Annotated in this window: 16 protein-coding genes; all 16 read right to left on the reverse strand. The window is 66.5% G+C overall.

Annotated elements, in window-relative coordinates:
- Window positions 1-128 precede the first annotated feature (128 nt).
- The gene (gene purU, locus C936_RS0101840) at window positions 129-983 is read right to left on the reverse strand and encodes a formyltetrahydrofolate deformylase (protein WP_018175042.1); all 855 of its coding nucleotides are present in this window, start codon (window positions 981-983) and stop codon (window positions 129-131) included.
- A 117-nt stretch (window positions 984-1,100) separates the two neighbouring features.
- A complete protein-coding gene (gene ispH, locus C936_RS0101845) occupies window positions 1,101-2,051 on the reverse strand; it encodes a 4-hydroxy-3-methylbut-2-enyl diphosphate reductase (RefSeq protein ID WP_026278799.1) in 951 nt (316 codons plus the stop codon).
- Between the two features lie 15 nt (window positions 2,052-2,066).
- Window positions 2,067-2,501 (reverse strand): peptidylprolyl isomerase, encoded by a 435-nt coding sequence (locus C936_RS0101850; RefSeq protein WP_018139548.1) that lies wholly within the window; start codon window positions 2,499-2,501, stop codon window positions 2,067-2,069.
- 3 nt (window positions 2,502-2,504) lie between these two features.
- Entirely contained in the window at window positions 2,505-3,014 is a 510-nt protein-coding gene (gene lspA, locus C936_RS0101855; RefSeq protein WP_018139549.1) for a signal peptidase II, read from the reverse strand.
- The gene (ileS, locus tag C936_RS0101860; RefSeq protein ID WP_018139550.1) at window positions 3,014-5,860 is read right to left on the reverse strand and encodes an isoleucine--tRNA ligase; all 2,847 of its coding nucleotides are present in this window, start codon (window positions 5,858-5,860) and stop codon (window positions 3,014-3,016) included. Before ileS ends, lspA begins: the two co-directional genes overlap by 1 nt.
- Before the next feature lie 32 nt (window positions 5,861-5,892).
- Entirely contained in the window at window positions 5,893-6,855 is a 963-nt protein-coding gene (locus C936_RS0101865) for a bifunctional riboflavin kinase/FAD synthetase (protein ID WP_018175044.1), read from the reverse strand.
- Window positions 6,856-6,909: 54 nt separating this feature from the next.
- The gene (murJ, locus tag C936_RS0101870) at window positions 6,910-8,478 is read right to left on the reverse strand and encodes a murein biosynthesis integral membrane protein MurJ (protein WP_018139552.1); all 1,569 of its coding nucleotides are present in this window, start codon (window positions 8,476-8,478) and stop codon (window positions 6,910-6,912) included.
- Between the two features lie 212 nt (window positions 8,479-8,690).
- On the reverse strand, window positions 8,691-8,894 hold the full coding sequence (locus C936_RS0101875; RefSeq protein WP_012983920.1) for a cold-shock protein: 204 nt from the start codon (window positions 8,892-8,894) through the stop codon (window positions 8,691-8,693).
- Between the two features lie 257 nt (window positions 8,895-9,151).
- Complete coding sequence (locus C936_RS0101880) at window positions 9,152-9,877, reverse strand: SDR family NAD(P)-dependent oxidoreductase (protein WP_018139553.1); 726 nt, start codon at window positions 9,875-9,877, stop codon at window positions 9,152-9,154.
- A 72-nt stretch (window positions 9,878-9,949) separates the two neighbouring features.
- Window positions 9,950-11,677: a SpoIIE family protein phosphatase gene (locus tag C936_RS0101885; RefSeq protein ID WP_018175046.1), complete on the reverse strand. Its 1,728-nt coding sequence runs from the start codon at window positions 11,675-11,677 to the stop codon at window positions 9,950-9,952.
- Window positions 11,674-11,979 carry an STAS domain-containing protein gene (locus tag C936_RS0101890; protein WP_018139555.1) on the reverse strand — a complete coding sequence of 102 codons (306 nt, stop codon included), beginning with the start codon at window positions 11,977-11,979 and terminating at the stop codon, window positions 11,674-11,676. The genes C936_RS0101885 and C936_RS0101890 overlap by 4 nt, the downstream gene beginning before the upstream one ends.
- Before the next feature lie 43 nt (window positions 11,980-12,022).
- Complete coding sequence (locus C936_RS0101895; protein WP_018175047.1) at window positions 12,023-13,222, reverse strand: methyl-accepting chemotaxis protein; 1,200 nt, start codon at window positions 13,220-13,222, stop codon at window positions 12,023-12,025.
- Window positions 13,223-13,235: 13 nt separating this feature from the next.
- The gene (locus C936_RS0101900; RefSeq protein ID WP_018175048.1) at window positions 13,236-14,306 is read right to left on the reverse strand and encodes a chemotaxis response regulator protein-glutamate methylesterase; all 1,071 of its coding nucleotides are present in this window, start codon (window positions 14,304-14,306) and stop codon (window positions 13,236-13,238) included.
- Window positions 14,307-14,930 (reverse strand): chemoreceptor glutamine deamidase CheD, encoded by a 624-nt coding sequence (cheD, locus tag C936_RS0101905; protein ID WP_018175049.1) that lies wholly within the window; start codon window positions 14,928-14,930, stop codon window positions 14,307-14,309.
- A complete protein-coding gene (locus C936_RS0101910) occupies window positions 14,930-15,748 on the reverse strand; it encodes a protein-glutamate O-methyltransferase CheR (RefSeq protein WP_018175050.1) in 819 nt (272 codons plus the stop codon). Before C936_RS0101910 ends, cheD begins: the two co-directional genes overlap by 1 nt.
- A gap of 20 nt (window positions 15,749-15,768) precedes the next feature.
- Window positions 15,769-17,958, reverse strand: coding sequence for a methyl-accepting chemotaxis protein (locus C936_RS0101915; RefSeq protein ID WP_018175051.1), 2,190 nt, complete (start codon window positions 17,956-17,958; stop codon window positions 15,769-15,771).
- Window positions 17,959-17,967 lie beyond the last annotated feature (9 nt).

A 17,967-nucleotide genomic window follows, 5' to 3' on the forward strand; every position in this document is an offset into this window, starting at 1 on the left:
TTTCCACCCGGCGTCGCGCCGGGGGCGCTGCGGTGCAGAGGACGGCGTTGGGTCTGTTCAATCTTCGTGAACAAGCCGCTGGATTGAACAGCCGGATACCGGCACAGGAAGGGTCCGGCCGGCGGTCGTCAGTCGAAGACGACGGTCTTGTTGCCGTGGGTGAGGACGCGGCCCTCGAGGTGATAACGCAGGCCGCGCGCGAGGACCCAGCGTTCGACGTCGCGTCCCTTGCGGATCAGATCCTGCACACCGTCGTCGTGGCGGATGCGGGTGACGTCCTGCTCGATGATGGGGCCGGCGTCCAGCTCGTCGGTCACATAGTGGCAGGTCGCGCCGATCAGCTTGACCCCGCGGGCGAAGGCCTGGTGATAGGGGCGGGCGCCGACGAACGAGGGCAGGAAGCTGTGGTGGATGTTGAGGATGCGCTCGGGGTATTCCGCGCACAGTCCCGGCGGGAGGATCTGCATATAGCGGGCGAGCACGATGGTCTCCGGTGCCAGGGCCGCCAGGCGTTCCTGGAGCGTAGCGAAGGCGGCCTCGCGATCGACCTTCGGCACCGGGATGTGCTCGAACGGGATACCGTGGCAGGCGGCCAGCGGCTCCAGGTCGCGGTGGTTGGAGAGGATCGCGGGGATCTCCATCTCCAGTTCGCCGGCGCTCCAGCGCGCGAGCAGGTCGCTCAGGCAATGCGGCTCGCGCGAGGCCAGCAGCACGACTCGTGGACGGGTGTCGGCGTTGTTCAGCCACCAGTCCATGCGCAGCTCGGGTGCCAGGGAGGCCAGCCGCTGCTCGAGCAGGGCCTCGCCTTCGGCCGGCAGCGAGAATACCCAGCGCATGAAGAACCAGCCCGCCTCGTCGTCGGTGTGCTGGGCAGCCTCGGTGATCCAGCCATCGGTATCGGCAATGGCCGCCGCGATGCGGGAGACGATCCCGTGCTGGTCAGGACAGCGAATGCTGAGGCGAAAGCGGGGGCGTTCCATCATGCGTGTCTCGGGATCACGAAGGGTAGCGGGGTGCAGCGCCGAGCATAGCCGATCCGGCACTGGGACCCCATGCGGAAATCGCCACGGCGCGGCACGCCCCGCGATAACGGTCCCGGGTCAGGCGGATTCGCGGCGCAGGGCGGAGGGAATGGAGAAGGTGACGGTCTCCTCGCGACCGGACAGCTCGGAGACCGCCTCGACCCCCTGGGCACGCAGGAAGTCCAGCACCTCGTTGACCAGGACCTCGGGGGCGGAGGCGCCGGCGGTCACGCCGATACGCTGCTTGCCCTGAAGCCAGTCGGTGTCGATGTCCGACGCGCCGTCGACCAGATAGGATTCGATGCCGAGGCGGGCACCGATTTCGGCCAGGCGATTGGAGTTCGAACTGTTCTTCGAGCCGACGACCAGCAGCAGGTCGCACTGTTTCGCCAAATCCTTCACGGCATCCTGGCGGTTCTGGGTCGCATAGCAGATGTCCATCTTGCGCGGACCCTCGATCTTCGGGAAGCGCGCGGTCAGGGCGTCGATAATCTCGGCGGTGTCGTCCATCGACAGCGTGGTCTGGCTGACGAAGGCGAGGCGGTCGGGGTTGGCGACCTCGAGGCTGGCGACATCCTTGACGGTCTCGACCAGCATCATGCGCCCGCCCTGGGAGTCATCGAACTGGCCGAGCGTCCCCTCGACCTCGGGGTGGCCGGCGTGGCCGATCAGCACCACTTCTCGACCCTCGCGGGCATAGCGCGCCACCTCGAGGTGGACCTTGGTCACCAGCGGGCAGGTCGCGTCGAACACCGTCAGGCCGCGGTTTTCCGCCTCCTGCTGCACGCGCTTGGGCACGCCGTGGGCGGAGAAAATCACCACCTGGCCGTCAGGGACCTCGTCCAGCTCCTCGACGAACTTCACGCCGGCCCCTTCCAGGCGCCCGACCACATGGCGGTTGTGCACCACCTCGTGACGGACATAGAGCGGGGCGCCGTAGATCTCCAGCGCGCGTTCGACGATCTCGATGGCGCGCTCGACCCCGGCGCAGAAACCGCGCGGATTGGCGAGCTGGACCTGCATACTCATAGTGGCTCCCGCGAACTATTGAGGTTCGCTAACCGATACCACATCCACCTCGAAGGTGAACGACTGCCCGGCCAGGGGGTGATTGAAGTCCACGGTGACGCTCTCGTCGCCGACCTCTTCGATGCGGCCCGGGACCGCATCCCCCGACGGGCTGGTGAATTCGTAAATGTAGTCTTTCTGCAGCGGCATGTCCGCCGGAAACTGTGAACGGGGCATCGTCTGCACCGCCGCATTGTCCCGCAACGGGAACATGGCCCCGGCCTCGATCGCAAATTCCCGGTGATCGCCAGGCTCCAGACCCACCAGCAGGTCCTCCAGCCCCGGCAGGATCTCGCCCGCCCCGACCTCGAGGCGGATGGTCTCTTCGTCGGTGCCATCCACGACAAAGCCGCTGTCCAGGATCAGGCGGTAGTGCATCTCCACCGTCGCGCCCTTGGTTACCGTTGTCATGCCTTACCCCCGCGAATCCGTCGGCGAGCCGCTGTGGTCGCCTTCAATAAAAGTTGCCACGATCAGAGTGATCGCGCCGACGACGATGGCCATATCGGCCACATTGAACGCCGGCCAGTGATAACCGGCCCAGTGGAAATCGAGAAAATCAATCACCCGGCCATGGGCGATGCGATCGATCAGGTTGCCGACCGCGCCGCCCAGCACCAGCCCCAGGGCGGTGACCGACCAGCGCGCCTGGCGCGGCAGCCGTGCCAGCCACCAGAGGATCAGCAACCCGATCACGACCGCCACGCCGGACAGGAACCAGCGCCCCCAGTCCCCTGCACCGGCCAGGAAACTGAACGCAGCGCCCGGGTTATAGACCAGGGAGAGATTGAAAAACGAGGTCACCTCGACCGGCGCGTACAGGGTCAGGGCATTCTCCGCCCACCACTTGGTGACCTGGTCCAGCAGCGCAACCACGACCGCAATCAACAGCCCCGGTCGCAGACCCGATTGCGCCAGCCCCATCAGGCGAAGCGCCGGGTCTCGCCCGGGCCCTCCACATTGGTTACACAGCGCCCGCACAACTCGGGGTGGGCGTCATGCTGGCCGACGTCCGGCCGGCGGTGCCAGCAGCGTACGCACTTGGCGTGTTCGCTCTTGTGGACGACCACGCCAATCGCGGTGCCATCCTCCAGCTCGGCGGTATGCGCCCCCTCGGGGGCGGCTCCGTCCACCAGCCGGGCCTCGGAGGTGATCAGCACAAAGCGCAGTTCGTCCTCCAGACGCGCGAGGCGCCCATGGGCGGCGGAACCCGCCGGCAGGTAGACCTCGATCGCGGCATTCAGCGAGGCCCCGATGCCGTGCTCGTTGCGCGCAATCTCCAGCGCGCGGGCGACATGCGTGCGCACCTCGAGGATGCCGTCCCAGTCCGCGCTGGAGAACTCGGCACCCTCTGGCAACGGGGCGAGGCCCTCGTACCAGGTGGCGAACAGCACGCTGTCCGGACGCTCGCCCGGCAGCAGCTGCCAGATCTCCTCGGCGGTGAAGGTGAGGATCGGGGCGACCCAGCGGGTCAGGGCCTCGGCCACGTGGTACAGCGCGGTCTGCGCGGAGCGCCGCGCGCGCGAGTCCGCCTGCGTGGTGTACTGGCGGTCCTTGATCACGTCCAGGTAGAACGACCCCAGCTCCACCGAGCAGAAGTTGTGCACGCGCTGGTAGATCTGGTGGAACAGGTAGTCGTCGTAGGCCTTCGTCACCTGCTCCTGCACCTGCAGGGCCCGCGCCACAATCCAGCGATCCAGCGGCAGCAACTCGTCCAGCTCCAGCGCATGCTCGGCGGGATCGAAGCCGTTCAGGTTGCCCAGCAGGAAGCGCGTGGTGTTGCGGATACGGCGGTAGGCGTCGGCCGTGCGGTCGAGGATGTCCTTGGAGATCGCCATCTCGCCGGAGAAGTCGGTCGCGGCGACCCACAAGCGCAGGATGTCCGCGCCCAGGGTGGAGACGACCTCCTGCGGCGCGACCACATTGCCGCGCGACTTGGACATCTTCTCGCCCTTCTCGTCCACGGTGAAGCCGTGGGTGAGCACTGCCCGGTACGGGGCCTCGCCACGCATCGCGACACTGGTCAGCAGGCTCGACTGGAACCAGCCGCGGTGCTGATCCGAGCCCTCCAGGAACAGGTCTACCGGCAACCCGCCCAGTTCCGGGCGCTTCTCCACCACCGTGCTGTGCAGCACACCGGAGTCGAACCAGACATCCAGGGTGTCGTTCAGCTTGATGTAGTCATCGGCCTTGTCGCCCAGGAGCTCCTTCGGATCGAGCTGGAACCAGGCCTCGATACCCGCCTGTTCGATGCGCTGCGCCACCATCTCGATCAGTTCCGGGGTGTGCGGGTGGAGCCGTCCGGTCTCGCGGTGAACGAAAAACGGGATCGGCACACCCCAGTTGCGCTGGCGCGAGATGCACCAGTCCGGGCGGTTCACCACCATGCCGTGGATGCGGGCCTCGCCCCAGTTCGGCATCCATCGGGTCTCGGCGATCGCCTTCAGCGCGTCCGCGCGCAGCTCGGCGCGCTCCATGCTGATGAACCACTGCGGGGTGGCACGAAAGATGATCGGCGTCTTGTGCCGCCAGCAGTGCGGATAGCTGTGCTCGAACTTCACCGCCACGACCAGCGCGCCGTGCTCTTTCAGCACGTCAATCACATGGCCGTTCGCCTGGTGCACGTTCTCGCCGGCGAACAGCGGGGTATCCGGCAGGAAGCGGCCATCTGGACCGACCGGGTTGTGCACGGGCAGGCTGTACTTCAGGCCGACCGCGTAGTCCTCCTGGCCGTGTCCGGGGGCGGTGTGCACCGCGCCCGTACCCGTCTCGGTGGTTACGTGGTCACCCAGGATCAGCGGCACCTCGCGCTCCAGGAACGGGTGCTGCAGCATCAGGCCCTCCAGGGCCTGACCCTTGACCCGCGCGACCACGGCCCCCTCGCCCAGCGAGTAGCGCGCCAGGCAGTCCTCGACCAGGGCCTCGGCCAGCAACAGGCGCTCGTTGTCCAGCTGCACCAGCGCGTAGTCCAGCTCCGGGTGCAGGGCCACGGCCTGGTTGGCCGGCAGCGTCCAGGGCGTGGTGGTCCAGATGACCACACTGATCGGGCCGCGCGAGTCCTTGGCCCCCTCGAAACGGCGCAGGAAGTCGATGTCGTCGACCACGCGGAAGCGCACATCGATCGCCTGCGAGATCTTGTCCTCGTACTCCACCTCGGCCTCGGCCAGGGCCGAGCCGCAGTCCACGCACCAGTGCACCGGCTTCTCGCCCATCTGCACATGGCCGCGCTTGAAGATGCGACCCAGCGCGCGGACGGTGTCCGCCTCGACCTGGTAATCCATCGTCAGGTAGGGATGGTCCCAGTCGCCCAGCACGCCGAGGCGCTGGAAGTCCGTGCTCTGGCCGTCGACCTGCTCCTGCGCATACTCGCGGCAGGCCTTGCGGAAGGTCGCGGCGTCCACGTCGCGGCCGGCCTTGCCCAGATTCTGCTCGACCTTCAGCTCGATCGGCAGGCCGTGGCAGTCCCAGCCCGGCACGTAGGGGGCGTCGAAGCCCGACAGGGTGCGGCTCTTGACGATAATGTCTTTGAGGACCTTGTTGACCGCGTGACCGACATGGATCGAACCGTTCGCATAGGGCGGGCCATCGGCCAGCACGAAGCGGGGGCGCCCGGCGCAGTGCTCGCGCAGACGGTGGTAGCGATCCTCCGCCTTCCACGCCTCCAGCCACTCCGGCTCGCGCTGGGCGAGGCCGGCGCGCATCGGAAAGGCGGTCTCGGGCAGGTTGAGGGTGTCCTTGTAGGGATTCGGCGGTGCCGGTTTGCGTGCCATGATGTTTTCCGGATCGGCCCTGCGGGCCGGTTTCAGTCGTGTTCGGAGAGTTGCGCGCGGGCGGTCTCGACATCGAGTGCGATCTGCGCGCACAGGGCGTCCAGCCCCTCGAAGCGCTGTTCGCCGCGGACCCGCGCGATCGGTTCGAAGCACACGGCCTCGCCGTAGAGGTCGGGGCTGCCCTCAAGCACGTGCGCCTCCAGACGCTGCTCGGTGCCCGCCACCGTCGGACGCCAGCCAATATTGGCGACCGCCGGCAGGGCCTCGCCCGATGCACGGCGCAGCCAGCCGGAGTAGACCCCGCGCAGCGCCAGAGGCCAGGGCCCCATGCGCAGGTTCGCGGTGGGGAAACCGATCGTGCGGCCGCGCTTGTCGCCATGTGCGACCCGCCCGTGCAACCGGTAGGGCCGCCCCAGCAGTTCGGCCATGCGCGCGAAGTCGCCGTCCAGCGCCGCCGCGCGTACCCGGGTGCTGCTGATCCGGCCCTCGGCATCCGCGACCGTCGGGGTGCCCTCGACACTGAAGCCGAGGCGCTCGCCCTCGCGGCGCAGCAGGGCCTGGTCCCCCTCGCGGCCGCGGCCGAAGCGAAAGTCGTCCCCAACGAGTACATGCTGCGCGCCGAGGCGCTGGTGCAGCACCTCCTCGATGAAGGCGGTCGCCGACAGGCCGGCCAGTTTCGCATCGAAGCGCAGGATCCAGACGGCCTCGAGCGCGGTATCCCCCAGCGTGATCAGGCGGTCGCGCAGGCGCTGCAGGCGCCCGGGCGGGTCCGGGGCCTCGGGCCGGCTGCCGAAGTACTCGCGCGGCAGCGGCTCGAAGGTCATCAGGACTGACGGCGCCTGGCGATCCTGCGCCGCCTCGAGCAGGCGCCCCAGAACAGCCTGATGGCCACGATGCAGACCATCAAAGTTGCCAATGGTCACCACCGCGCCATGCACGGCCGCTGCCGTGGAAGCCCTGCTGTCGGACGGCCCCAGGCCGCGAATCAGCCGCATCGCCCCGATCCCGAGCAAAACCGCAAGTATAACCCGCCAGGCAAAGTCCCGGCATCATTCGCTCGCCTCCCGTAACAGGAAGTGTCGGGGCCGAAGCCCTGCGGCCAGCAGCGTCAGGATCAGCGCGCCGGCCCCGGCGGTGATCAAGCCGGTCAGTGCGAACAGGCGCGTGCTCACCGTCCAGTCCGTCCACTGCCCGAATGATGGCGAGAGAACAGCCAGCACCAGGACCATCACCCCGAGCGCGACGGGCAGCCCCGCACGCAGACGCCTCAGCGCGGGCCCCGGCTGATAGATCCCCTCGCGGATCAACCCGCGATAGAGCAGACCCGCATTAATGTAGGCGGAGGCCGAGGTAGCCAGCGCCAGTCCGGCGTGCGCGCCCGGGATACCGGACAGGTACCAGGGCAGCACAAATGCACCGTTGAGGACGATGTTGGCGAGCATCGCGATGATCGCGATCTTCACCGGGGTCTTGGTGTCCTGGCGGGCGAAGAACCCCGGGGCGAGCACCTTGATCAGGATGAAGCCCGGCAGACCCAGCGCATACGCGGCCAGCGCCATCGCGGCCATGTAGGTGTCCCACTGGGTAAAGGCCTGATACTGGATCAAGGTGGCCAGGATCGGGACGGCGAGCACGATCAGGCCGACCATCGAGGGCAGGGCCACCAGCATCGCCAGGCGCAGCGCCCAGTCCAGCGTGCGCCCGAACGCGGCCGGATCGGCCTGGTTGTACTGCCGCGCCAGGCGCGGAAGGATCACGGTACCGATCGCGATGCCGAACAGCGCGAGCGGCAGCTCCACGAAGCGGTCGCCGAAATACAGCCAGGAGATCGACCCGGCCACCAGGAACGAGGCCACCAGGGTGTCCACCAGCAGGTTGATCTGCACGACCGAGGTCCCGAGGATGGCCGGCAGCATCAACTTGACGATGCGCCGCACCCCCTCGTGTGCACGACGGAAACGCGGCCGCGGCAACAGCCCCGCGCGCAAAAGGAACGGGATCTGGAAGGCGAGCTGCAAGGCACCCGCGATGAACACGCCCCAGGCCAGCGCGACGATCGGCTCCGCGAACATCGGCGCCAGCCACAGTGCGGCGACAATCAGCGCCAGGTTCAGGAACACCGGGGTAAAGGCGGGGACCGCGAAGCGCCCGATGCTGTTCAGGATCCCCGCAGCCATCGCGGTCAGCGATATAAACAGCAGGTAGGGGAAGGTGATGCGAAGCATCTGCCCGGCGAGATCCTGGCGCCCCTCTTCCTGCGTGGCGAGCCCCGGGGCGAACACCCAGATGAGCAGCGGCGCGGCCAGGATGCCGATCAGCGTGACCACCGAAACCACAGCCATCAGCGTGCCGGCGGTGTGATCCAGCAAGTCGCGCAGGGCCTCGCGACCGCGCTTCTCGCGAAACTCCGCGAACACCGGTACAAAGGCCTGGTTGAACGCGCCTTCCGCGAACAGCCGGCGCAGGAAGTTGGGGATGCGGAAGGCGACGAAGAAGGCGTCGGTCGCGGCCCCGGCGCCGAAGGTAACCGCCAGCACCATGTCGCGCAGATAGCCCATGATCCGCGAGATCATGGTCATGCCACTGACAACGGCGGTGGAGCGGAACAGGCGGTTCATCGCGGGCAGCGCGGGTCCATGCACAAAGGCCGGCAGTGTACTGCACATCGAATACGCCCGGCCGTGCGCAGCGTTCAAAAGGGCGTGCGCCGGCCCTGTTTGGGAGTTATTCGACGCCTCGCAATAACGGAAACGCAGACACAAAAAAGGCCGCCCGGAGGCGACCTTTCCTGGACGACCCGCGAGGGGTCGTCAGCCTTGGGAAGTGCGCCTTACAGGGCGGTCACTTCACCGGCGGCCAGGCCCTTGGCGGTTTCCTGGATTTCGAAGGAGACCTTCTGGCCTTCGGCCAGGGTCTTGAAACCCGAACCGCTGATCGCGGAGAAGTGCACAAACACGTCCTTGCCGCCATCATCGGGGGTGATGAAACCGAAACCCTTGCTCTCGTTGAACCACTTAACAACACCAGTATTCACAACTTGTAACCTCTTAAATGTAACTAACAAATGTGGTCGCGGGATGCTGCCAACAGATCAACGGGAGCACTGGTTCAGAAACTAGAAACTTCCTAGTGTTGCCGTTCATCCGCAGACCACGATCACGACTATACGCCTGCATTCCGGCAAAAGCCAACCACCCTCCGAGAAATTTACGTGACATTCAGGAGGTTCGGCTGGAATACCTCCTGCCAGGGAGACGCTGACTGAACCGCGCGCACGGCGTTGCGGCTACCTCAGTCCAGCTGCCGGATGTCCACAAAACTCCCGCGCGTCGTCTGGCGCAGGCGCGGCAGCACCGCCAGCACGGCCTCGGCGGCCTTCTCCGGCGTTGGCATGGTCTCGGTGCCACGCGCTGCCTTCAACCGCTGGAGCACCGGGAAGGCTTCGCGGTCGGCCTCATCGCATAGATAGTCCTGCATCGCGGTGTCGATCAGCCCGGGGGCCAGAGCGTTGATCGCGGTGTCCTCGGGAAACTCGTGGACGTACAACTGCATCATCATGTTCAGCGCGGCCTTGGACAGCGAGTAGCCGCTCCAGCCCGCGTGGCCCGACACCGAGGCCCCGGACGAGATTGCCACGATCTGCCCCACGCGCACGTTGCGACGCAGCAGGGCGTCCAGAATGATCTTGTTGGCGAACGTGTTCACATCCATCAGCAGGCGCAGCTCGTCCATCGAGGCGTCCTGCATGCGCTGCATATGGCCAAGCAGCCCGGCGTTCAGGATCACCAGATCCAGCTCGTCGACCCCTTCGAGCAGACGCTCCATCGCAGCGGCGGCGGCATCGAAATCGGACAGATCCGCTCGCTCGTCAGCCGCCACACCCGATTCCGGACATCCCCTGCGGCTCATCCCGCGCACGCTCGCGCCGCGCTGCATCAGGACACGCGTCAGGCCAAGACCAAAACCACTGGAATTACCGGTGATCAGGGCGGATCGAATGGGGTTGGTCTCGTTCATGCTCCCGTCTCCTCGAATACGCTGCAGGGCCGTCCCGTGTGGATGCCGACGGGACCGAAAACGGCCCGAAGATTACCAGCAGTATTCGGCCTCGACGAGGTTGCCGCGGCCAACGTGCCGCACGCGGGTGCAGAGCCGGTGCACGAGATTCAGGCCGCGGCCCCACAGCCGCTCGGCCCCCGCGCCCTCGATCGCGGCGCGAACGGCCTCGTGGTCGAAGCCCGCACCGCTGTCGCGGACGCGGATACGCATGCAGTGGGCAGCGCCCCGCCGACGATAATGCAGCGAAATCCCGATCCGGCCACGCGGGCAGGCCAGGCCCTCGCTGCGGGCACGGTAATAGGCCTCGAAGCCCTCCACGGTGGTCTTCATCGAGGAATCCAGGCCCAGCACACCATGCTCGAACGCGTTGTTGCACAACTCCGCGATCACCGTATGCAGGGCTTCGGCGTGTTCGCCCAGATCCGGGAACCAGTGCCGCAACTGGTTCCGGGCCTCCTGGGTCAGGTCGGCCCGAGCGAGCTGTGGACCGCCGAGCTCGAGCGACCAGCGCAGGTTTCCGGTGTTCTCGGCACCCGTTGTGACCGGGCTGTCGAGCAGAACCTCCGAGGTACAAGGGATGCAGACGAGGGTCATGTCGTCATCCGGCGTGGTGCCCTCGGCATGCCGCTGCACGACACCCCAGACGGTGTCGTATATCGAATCGGCGCGCTGGCCGCAGCAGGCCCGGTCGAGGGCCTCGTCACCCAGCGCCTCGCCCGCGGCATTCACCGCCTCGATCACCCCGTCGCTGCTGGCGATGATGGTGTCGTCCGGCCCGACAGCATGTTCCTCCGGCAGCAGCCCGCGCTCCAGACGCGGCAGGATCCCGAGCGGCATGGCCTGAGAGGCCACGTGGCGCACCTCCCGAGCGGAACAAATACGCACATCCGGCATGCCGCCATTCCAGATGCGCGCCTGGCGTCCATCCGGGCTGAAGCCGATCAGCACCGCCCCCATGAACATGGTCGGCGGCAGAAAGGTATGCAGGGTGTGGTTCAGCTGATGGATCAGCTCGGCGTCTGCGGCGCCCTCCCGGGTCAGGGTGTGAAAGGTCTCGCTGACCGGATAGGCGCCGATCGCGGCCGACAGCCCGTGGCCGGTGAAATCCCCGAGCAGGACGCGCAGACTGCCCTCCGGGGTGTAGTCCGACAGCACGACGTCACCGCTGAAGGTGGCCGCGGACAGGTGGCCAACCCCCAGGCGCTCGTGCCCGCGATTGCGGCGTGTAATGGCCCGCGAGAACAGGCTTTCGGCGGTCTCCTCTTCCCAGGCCTGACGCGCCGAAGCGCGTAGCAGCTGGTCGTTGCGGCTTCGCAGGTCGGCCTGCAGATCGCGCAGGCGCTCCATGGCGTGGATCTTGGCCTTGAGTACGGAAAGATTGAGTGGCTTGGCAAGAAAGTCGTCGCCCCCGGCGGCGATGGCCCGCAGCAGCGTGTGCTCGTCGTCCAGGGCCGTCAGGAAGATGACCGGGACAAACCGCCCGTCGCAGTCGGCCTTGATGCGGCGAGTCGCCTCCAGGCCATCCATCTCCGGCATCATCACGTCCATCAAGATCAGATCCGGTGGATCGTCCCGACAGATCGCGATGGCCTCGAGGCCATTCTCCGCCTCGACGGTGGTATAGCCGCAGCCTTCCAGCATCATGTGCAGCAGACGGCGATTGTGCTTGTCATCATCGACAACCAGCACGCGGCCCTCGCCGCTGAGGGGATCTTCAGCCGCCTCCTGCCGCGAGAATGCGTCGGAGGCGTACGTCACTGGATGGTGAACAGGCGGCCGAAGTTTGCGATATCCAGCACCTTGCGCACGCCCTCGGACGGGCCGGCAATCGTTACTTCGGCAAACTCGCCCCCGGCGTGTTCGCGCAGCAGGAGCAGCATTCCAAGGGCGGAGCTGTCCATATATTCCGTCTGCGAAAGGTCGACTACGTAGCGAATACCCGTGCCGGGCGTATTGCGATAGGCCGCGCGGAATTCCTGATGGGACTCGAAATCGAAACGGCCGCGGACGCGAATGCGAACTTCCTTGCCGTCGGCGCTGGAGTGGGATTCGATACTCATGCGTTCCTCGCTGTTGGTTGTCGGGGAATGGGTCTTCGACGGTTCAGAACAGTTCCACCTCGCCGGCACTCAGCCCTTCCTGGCTGACTGCGCGGTGATGCGTGTTCTGTCGCTCCTCGCGCCATGCCCGCACGCGCCCGGCCATCGCATGGGCATCGTCGGTGGCTCGCGCCTCCTGCAGGATGCCCTGCAACTCGTGCAGGTGGGCAAGGGCATCCTCGGCCGTGCCGAGAGACTGCCGGGCGATATCCTCGAACTGCAATGAGCGCACGGCGGTGGCCACCGCCTGGTGCATGCGCTCGCTGAGTTCCGCCTCCTCCTGCATGCGCGTGTCCAGCTCGTCGGTGGCACGCTGCACGTAGCCGAACAGCTCCTGGATGCGTTCCTTCTCCTCCAGGCTCTGGTTCATGTCGCGCGAGGCCATGTCGTGGACAGTGCCCGTCACCTTGGCGATCGCCTCGCGGGCGGCATCGATCTGGCCGCGAATGTCCTCGTGGAAGGTCGCCGAACGCTGCGACAGGGCGCGCACCTCGTCGGCGACGACGGAAAACCCGCGCCCGGCCTCGCCGGCCCGCGCCGCCTCGATGCTGGCATTCAGCGCGAGCAGATTCGTCTGGCCGGCGATCGCCCCGGCAGAGTCGAGCAGCTTGAACACCCCGTCCATGTGCTGGCCCATGTCCTCCATGTGGTGCGCACTCTCGACACTCTGGCGCGAGATCTCCACCAGGGTGTCAATGAACATCTGCAGGGTCTCGTCGGAGCGCCGCGTAAGCTCCGCGATGATCTGGGTCTGGCTCATGCCTTCGTCGCCACCTTCCGCCTGCAGGTTGCTGTTCATCAGCTGCATCTGGCGCTCGGTGATCTGGTGCATGCTGGCAAAACTGTCGTTGAGGTCCCCGACCGCATCCGCGATCAGTCCCTTTTGTCGGGTCAGTTCTTCTTCCAGCTGCCCGAGCTCGAACCGCATGGCCTGATCGAGCTCCTCCGAGAATTCGGCGCCCCCGGTCACCTGGGGAGCATGGGAGTCAGTCCCCGATGGTTCACCGGAAGTCGCGGCCTCGCGCAGGCCAAAGCCAACGACGAGGAGCCCAGCCAGCACCAGGGGCAGCACCATCAGCGCGGCCTGGCCAGGATGTCCGCTGGCCGCGATCGCGAGGGCCAGAAGGAACAATACGCCGACCAGGGCCAACGCCAGCCCCCGCAGCGTGCCACTACGCACAATCCAGTCCTTGAGAGTTTGCATGACGACCTCCTGTTCAGATGCCCGTTGCGGCGGATTCGCGGTGGTCGCGGATCAAGGCGGCGGCGATACGGTTCAGCGGTAACACCTGCACGGCCGCATCGCGCTTCACGGCCTCGCCGGGCATACCCCAGACGAGGCTGGTGGCCTCGTCCTGGGCAACGGTGTGGGCGCCCGCCTCGCGCAGGGCCAGCAGACCCTCGGCGCCATCATCCCCCATTCCGGTCAGCAGGGCGGCGACCACATTGGCTCCCGCCTGCTCGGCGGCCGAGCGGAACAGCACATCCACACTCGGACGGTGCCGGTTGACCGGCCCCGAGGTGTCGAGGCGGCAGACATAGCGGGCACCGTCGCGCGCAAGGCGCAGATGGTAGTCAGTGCCCGGGGCGACATAGGCGTGACCGGACATCACGACATCGCCATCGGCGGCCTCCTTCACGCTGAGCGCGGTGTTGCGGTCCATGCGATCGGCGAAGGCCTTGCTGAAGCCCGCCGGGATATGCTGCGTAATCAGGATGCCGGGGGCGTCCGGCGGCAGCGCGGTCAGGACCTCGCGCAGGGCCTCGGTGCCCCCGGTGGAGGCCCCCAGCACGATCACCCGGTCCGTGGTCTTCAGGCGACCGCCCACGGCGGCCAGCCGCTGCGGGGCTGGCGTGGCGGCACTGCGGGCCTGCAGGCGCATGCGTGCTGCCGTGCGCACCTTCTCGGCCAGCACGTCGCTGTAGGCCTGCAGCTCGTGCGAGACATCGACCTTCGGCTTGGTGACAAAGTCGACCGCGCCAACCTCCAGCGCCTCCAGGGTCACCTCGGCCCCGGCCTCAGTCAGCGAGGAGACCATCACCACCGGCATCGGCCGCAGGCGCATCAGATTGCGCAGGAAGGTGATGCCGTCCATCTTCGGCATCTCGACGTCCAGGGTCAGGACGTCCGGTTCCAGGTGCTTGATCTTCTCGCGGGCATCATAGGGGTCGGTCGCGGCACCCACGACCTCGATCCCGTCCTGCGCGCCGAGGATCTCGGTCAGCAGCTTGCGGATCAGGGCCGAGTCGTCCACGACCAGTACACGTACCGGAGGGCGAGCATTCATCTAGAAGAGCTCCACGTCGCCGGCCACCGGATCGGTCTCCAGGCGGCGGCGGTAGTCCTGCTCGCGCTGGAGCAGGGTGTCGTTATGCAGGGACAGCAGTTTCTTGACCCGCGCGCGGCCCGAGGCCGGAAAGAACACGACCTTGCGTGGCCAGGGGCCGCCGACGTCCTCGGCCACCAGGGACAGGCCTTCCTCGCGCACAAACTGGCGCAGGAACGCGATATTGCGGGCGCCGACATCGGTCATCCCCGCCATGACCCGGCCACCGCCGAACATCTTGACCCGCAGATCCTCGCGCGGGGCACCGAGCTTGAGCAGTTCGTTGACCAGGAACTCCATCGCGTAGGTCCCGTAGCGGGTCGCGCTCGAGATCGCCGGACCCCAGCCCCGGTCACGGTCACCGTCCGGCAGCATGAAGTGGTTCATGCCACCGACCCCCATGGTCGGCGACCAGACACAGGCGGAGACGCAGGAACCGAGGACCGTGGTGATCAGCTCCGTCGGCGACACCGACACGTAGGCCTCGCCCGGCAGCAACTTGGCGGCCGGGACGGCATGTACCCGGTCCCAGTAGCGGTTGATATGCGCAAAGGCATGGTCGTGCAGGGAGGGTAGTGCGGACATCAGGCCACCTTCCGGTACACGGTCTGTTCCAGCAGATGGAAGGCATCGGTCACCCGGAACAGCGACTCCGAGTGACCGATGAACAGATAGCCTTCCGGCCGCAGCAGCTTGGCAAAGCGCTCCACCAGTTGCTTCTGGGTCGGCTTGTCGAAATAGATCAGGGTGTTGCGGCAGAAGATCGCATCCAGTGGGCCCTTGATCGGCCAGTCATCGAACAGGTTCATCTGCCGGAAGTGCACCATCGACCGCAGCTCGTCACGGATTCGGACCCGGCCCTCGTTGGCGCCACCGCCGCGCAGCAACCAGCGCCGCTGGCGGTCGCGTGGGATGCCGGTCACCCGCTGGGCATCGTAGACACCTTCGTCCCCGTGGCGTACGACGCGGGAGTCGATATCCGTCGCCAGGATACGGGCCTGGTCGACCCCTTCCGCCTCGGCCAGGGTCATCGCGATGGAGTAGGGCTCCTCGCCCGTCGAGCAGCCGGCCGACCAGATCTTCAGCGGGGACTGGGGATTACGCTGCCGCATGGCGGTCAGCGCCGGCCCCGCAAGCAGATCGAAGTGATGGGCCTCGCGGAAGAAGGCCGTCAGGTTGGTGGTCAGGGCGTTGATGAACTCCTCGAGTTCGGTCTCGTCCCCGCCTTCCACCTGGTCGAGGTAGCCCTCGAAGGTTTCCATCCCGAGCGCACGCAGTCGGCGCTTGAGCCGGCTGTACGCCAGCTCGCGCTTGCTGTCGTTGAGCATGATTCCGGTACGTTCCTGCGTCAGGCGCACGACGCGCCGGAAATCACGCTCGCTCAGTTGTTCCGAGGCGGCCATTTAGCATCGATCCTCCAACCTCAGAACTCCTCCCAGTCTTCGCTGGTAGCCGCCTGGCGCGAGGGCGCCGGAGCCGGGCGCTGGGTCCCGTTACCACCAGCCGAGGCTGGCCGCTTCAGCTCGGTGCTGCCCGTGCGCGCGGGGGCGGCGGGCTTCGGCTTCTGCATCTCGGTAGTGGCGGCGGCCGCTCGTTCGCCCTTGAAGTAGCTCATCAGTTCCAGCAGTTCGCGTGACTGGTCGTCCAGGGATTCGCTGGCGGCCGCGGCCTCCTCGACCAGGGCGGCATTCTGCTGGGTCACCTCGTCGAGCTGGGTCACCGCCTTGTTGATCTCGTCCAGGCCGGTGGACTGCTCCTCGCTGGCGGCGGCGATCTCGGCAATGATGTCGGAGACCTTCTTCACCGAGTCGACGATGTCCTCCAGGGCCTTGCCGGAGTTGTCGACCAGCTTGCTGCCTTCGCCGATACGCTCCACCGAGTCGTTGATCAGGGTCTTGATCTCCTTGGCGGCCTGGGCGCTGCGCTGCGCCAGGTTGCGCACCTCGGTGGCGACCACCGCGAAGCCGCGGCCCTGTTCGCCGGCCCGCGCCGCCTCGACGGCAGCATTCAGCGCCAGGAGGTTGGTCTGGAAGGCGATCTCGTCAATGACGCCGATGATGTCGGCGATCTTCTTCGACGACTGATTGATCTCGCCCATCGCGGTGACGGCCTTGTCCACAACCTCGCCACCTTCCTGCGCCTTGTCGCGCGCGGCGGTAGCCAGCTGGTTGGCCTGGCGGGCGTTGTCGGCGTTGGATTTCACCGTGCTGGTCATCTCCTCCATGGAGGAGGCGGTCTCCTCCAGCGAAGAGGCCTGCTCCTCGGTCCGCTGCGACAGATCCGTATTGCCCTGGGCGATCTCGGTCGAGGCCGATCGCACATTGCCGGCCCCCTCAAGGATCTGCCCGACCAGCTGGTCAAGGTTCTCCAGCGAGGTGTGGATCGCATCGCGGAACTCGGCGAACTCGCCCTTGAAGTCGCCTTCCAGGCGCGCGGTGAGATCACCTTCGGCCATGGCCTGCATCACACGCGAACCCTCGCGCAGCGGGGGTACAACGGCATCCAGTAGCTCGTTCACGCCCTCGGCGATGTTCTTCACGAAGCCGTCGTAGCTGTCCGGGGTCAGGCGCTCGTTCAGCTTGCCGCGCGCGGCGTCACGGATCAGGTCGTCGATATCCTTTTCCGCCATGCGCAGGTCGGTGACGTCATTCCACTCCACCATGTAGCCGGAGAACTCGCCCTCGTCATCCTTCAGTTCCGTCGCGTTCAGGTCGATCTGCAGCTCGCCGGTCTTGAGCGAGTATTTCTCGGGGAGGCTGAGATGATCACCACCGCGGGGACGCGGTGCATCCTGATAGATCTCGGAAAGGTCACAACCCTGCGGCTTCAGCGGGTCGAAGTCGCGCGCCATTTCCTGCAGCGCGGCCCGGTGCTCGCGCAGCAGATCCATTGCGGCGGGGTTGGCATAGACGATTTTCAACTGCTCGTCGGTCAGCAGTTGCGCCTGGGTCGCACCCTTGAATGCGGAGCGCAGGCGGGCGCGCTCGCGCTCCATCTCATTGATTTCCGTTACATCCTGCCACTCGACCATGTTGCCGATGATGCGGCCGCTCTCGTCGGTAATGCCGGAGGCCTGGAGCTTGAAATCGATACCCCCGACCTCGATCTCCGCGGTATATGGGAGCTTCGCCGGGTTCTGCAGGATCGCGCGCTGGTGCGAGGGATCCTTGTGGAACTGGTCGATGGACTGGCCGATCAGGTTGTCGGGGTCGAAATCCGGGAACTCCCTGCGGATCGCGTCGCGGCGGTCCCGCAGGAAGGACAGCACGGACGAATTCGCATAGATGATGTTCATCTCGGCGTCGCACATCATCACCGCCATCTTCGAACCCTCGCAGGCGGCCTGCATGAAGCGGCTGTCCATCGTGATGTCCGGGGCGTTATTGGCGACTTCGGTTTGCGGATTGGCAGCCATGGTGGTGTCCTCGCTTGATTCTTGGGTTCGGGTACGTCGGGCCGGCGTCTTGCGGCCTCGGGTAGGTGTCTTTGCCGGAGGCGGCTCGGGCGCCGGGGTCGGTGAGGCTTCCGGCTGGCCCTCTTGGGTGTCCGGCTCCGGGCGGTCCAGCCAGCCCAGCGGGTCGTTGCCCAGCTTGTTGCGTTTGCGTGTGCTCATGATTGGGTC

Origin of the sequence: Thioalkalivibrio sp. ALJ4 (genome assembly GCF_000377225.1) — a bacterium.
Lineage (GTDB): Bacteria > Pseudomonadota > Gammaproteobacteria > Ectothiorhodospirales > Ectothiorhodospiraceae > Thioalkalivibrio.

Coding starts and splice junctions, on each gene's coding strand:
- purU (WP_018175042.1), bottom strand. CDS start 983: ATGATGGAACGCCCCCGCTTTCGCCTCAGCATTCGCTGTCCTGACCAG.
- ispH (WP_026278799.1), bottom strand. CDS start 2,051: ATGAGTATGCAGGTCCAGCTCGCCAATCCGCGCGGTTTCTGCGCCGGG.
- C936_RS0101850 (WP_018139548.1), bottom strand. CDS start 2,501: ATGACAACGGTAACCAAGGGCGCGACGGTGGAGATGCACTACCGCCTG.
- lspA (WP_018139549.1), bottom strand. CDS start 3,014: ATGGGGCTGGCGCAATCGGGTCTGCGACCGGGGCTGTTGATTGCGGTC.
- ileS (WP_018139550.1), bottom strand. CDS start 5,860: ATGGCACGCAAACCGGCACCGCCGAATCCCTACAAGGACACCCTCAAC.
- C936_RS0101865 (WP_018175044.1), bottom strand. CDS start 6,855: ATGCGGCTGATTCGCGGCCTGGGGCCGTCCGACAGCAGGGCTTCCACG.
- murJ (WP_018139552.1), bottom strand. CDS start 8,478: ATGAACCGCCTGTTCCGCTCCACCGCCGTTGTCAGTGGCATGACCATG.
- C936_RS0101880 (WP_018139553.1), bottom strand. CDS start 9,877: ATGAACGAGACCAACCCCATTCGATCCGCCCTGATCACCGGTAATTCC.
- C936_RS0101890 (WP_018139555.1), bottom strand. CDS start 11,979: ATGAGTATCGAATCCCACTCCAGCGCCGACGGCAAGGAAGTTCGCATT.
- C936_RS0101895 (WP_018175047.1), bottom strand. CDS start 13,222: ATGCAAACTCTCAAGGACTGGATTGTGCGTAGTGGCACGCTGCGGGGG.
- C936_RS0101900 (WP_018175048.1), bottom strand. CDS start 14,306: ATGAATGCTCGCCCTCCGGTACGTGTACTGGTCGTGGACGACTCGGCC.
- cheD (WP_018175049.1), bottom strand. CDS start 14,930: ATGTCCGCACTACCCTCCCTGCACGACCATGCCTTTGCGCATATCAAC.
- C936_RS0101910 (WP_018175050.1), bottom strand. CDS start 15,748: ATGGCCGCCTCGGAACAACTGAGCGAGCGTGATTTCCGGCGCGTCGTG.
- C936_RS0101915 (WP_018175051.1), bottom strand. CDS start 17,958: ATGAGCACACGCAAACGCAACAAGCTGGGCAACGACCCGCTGGGCTGG.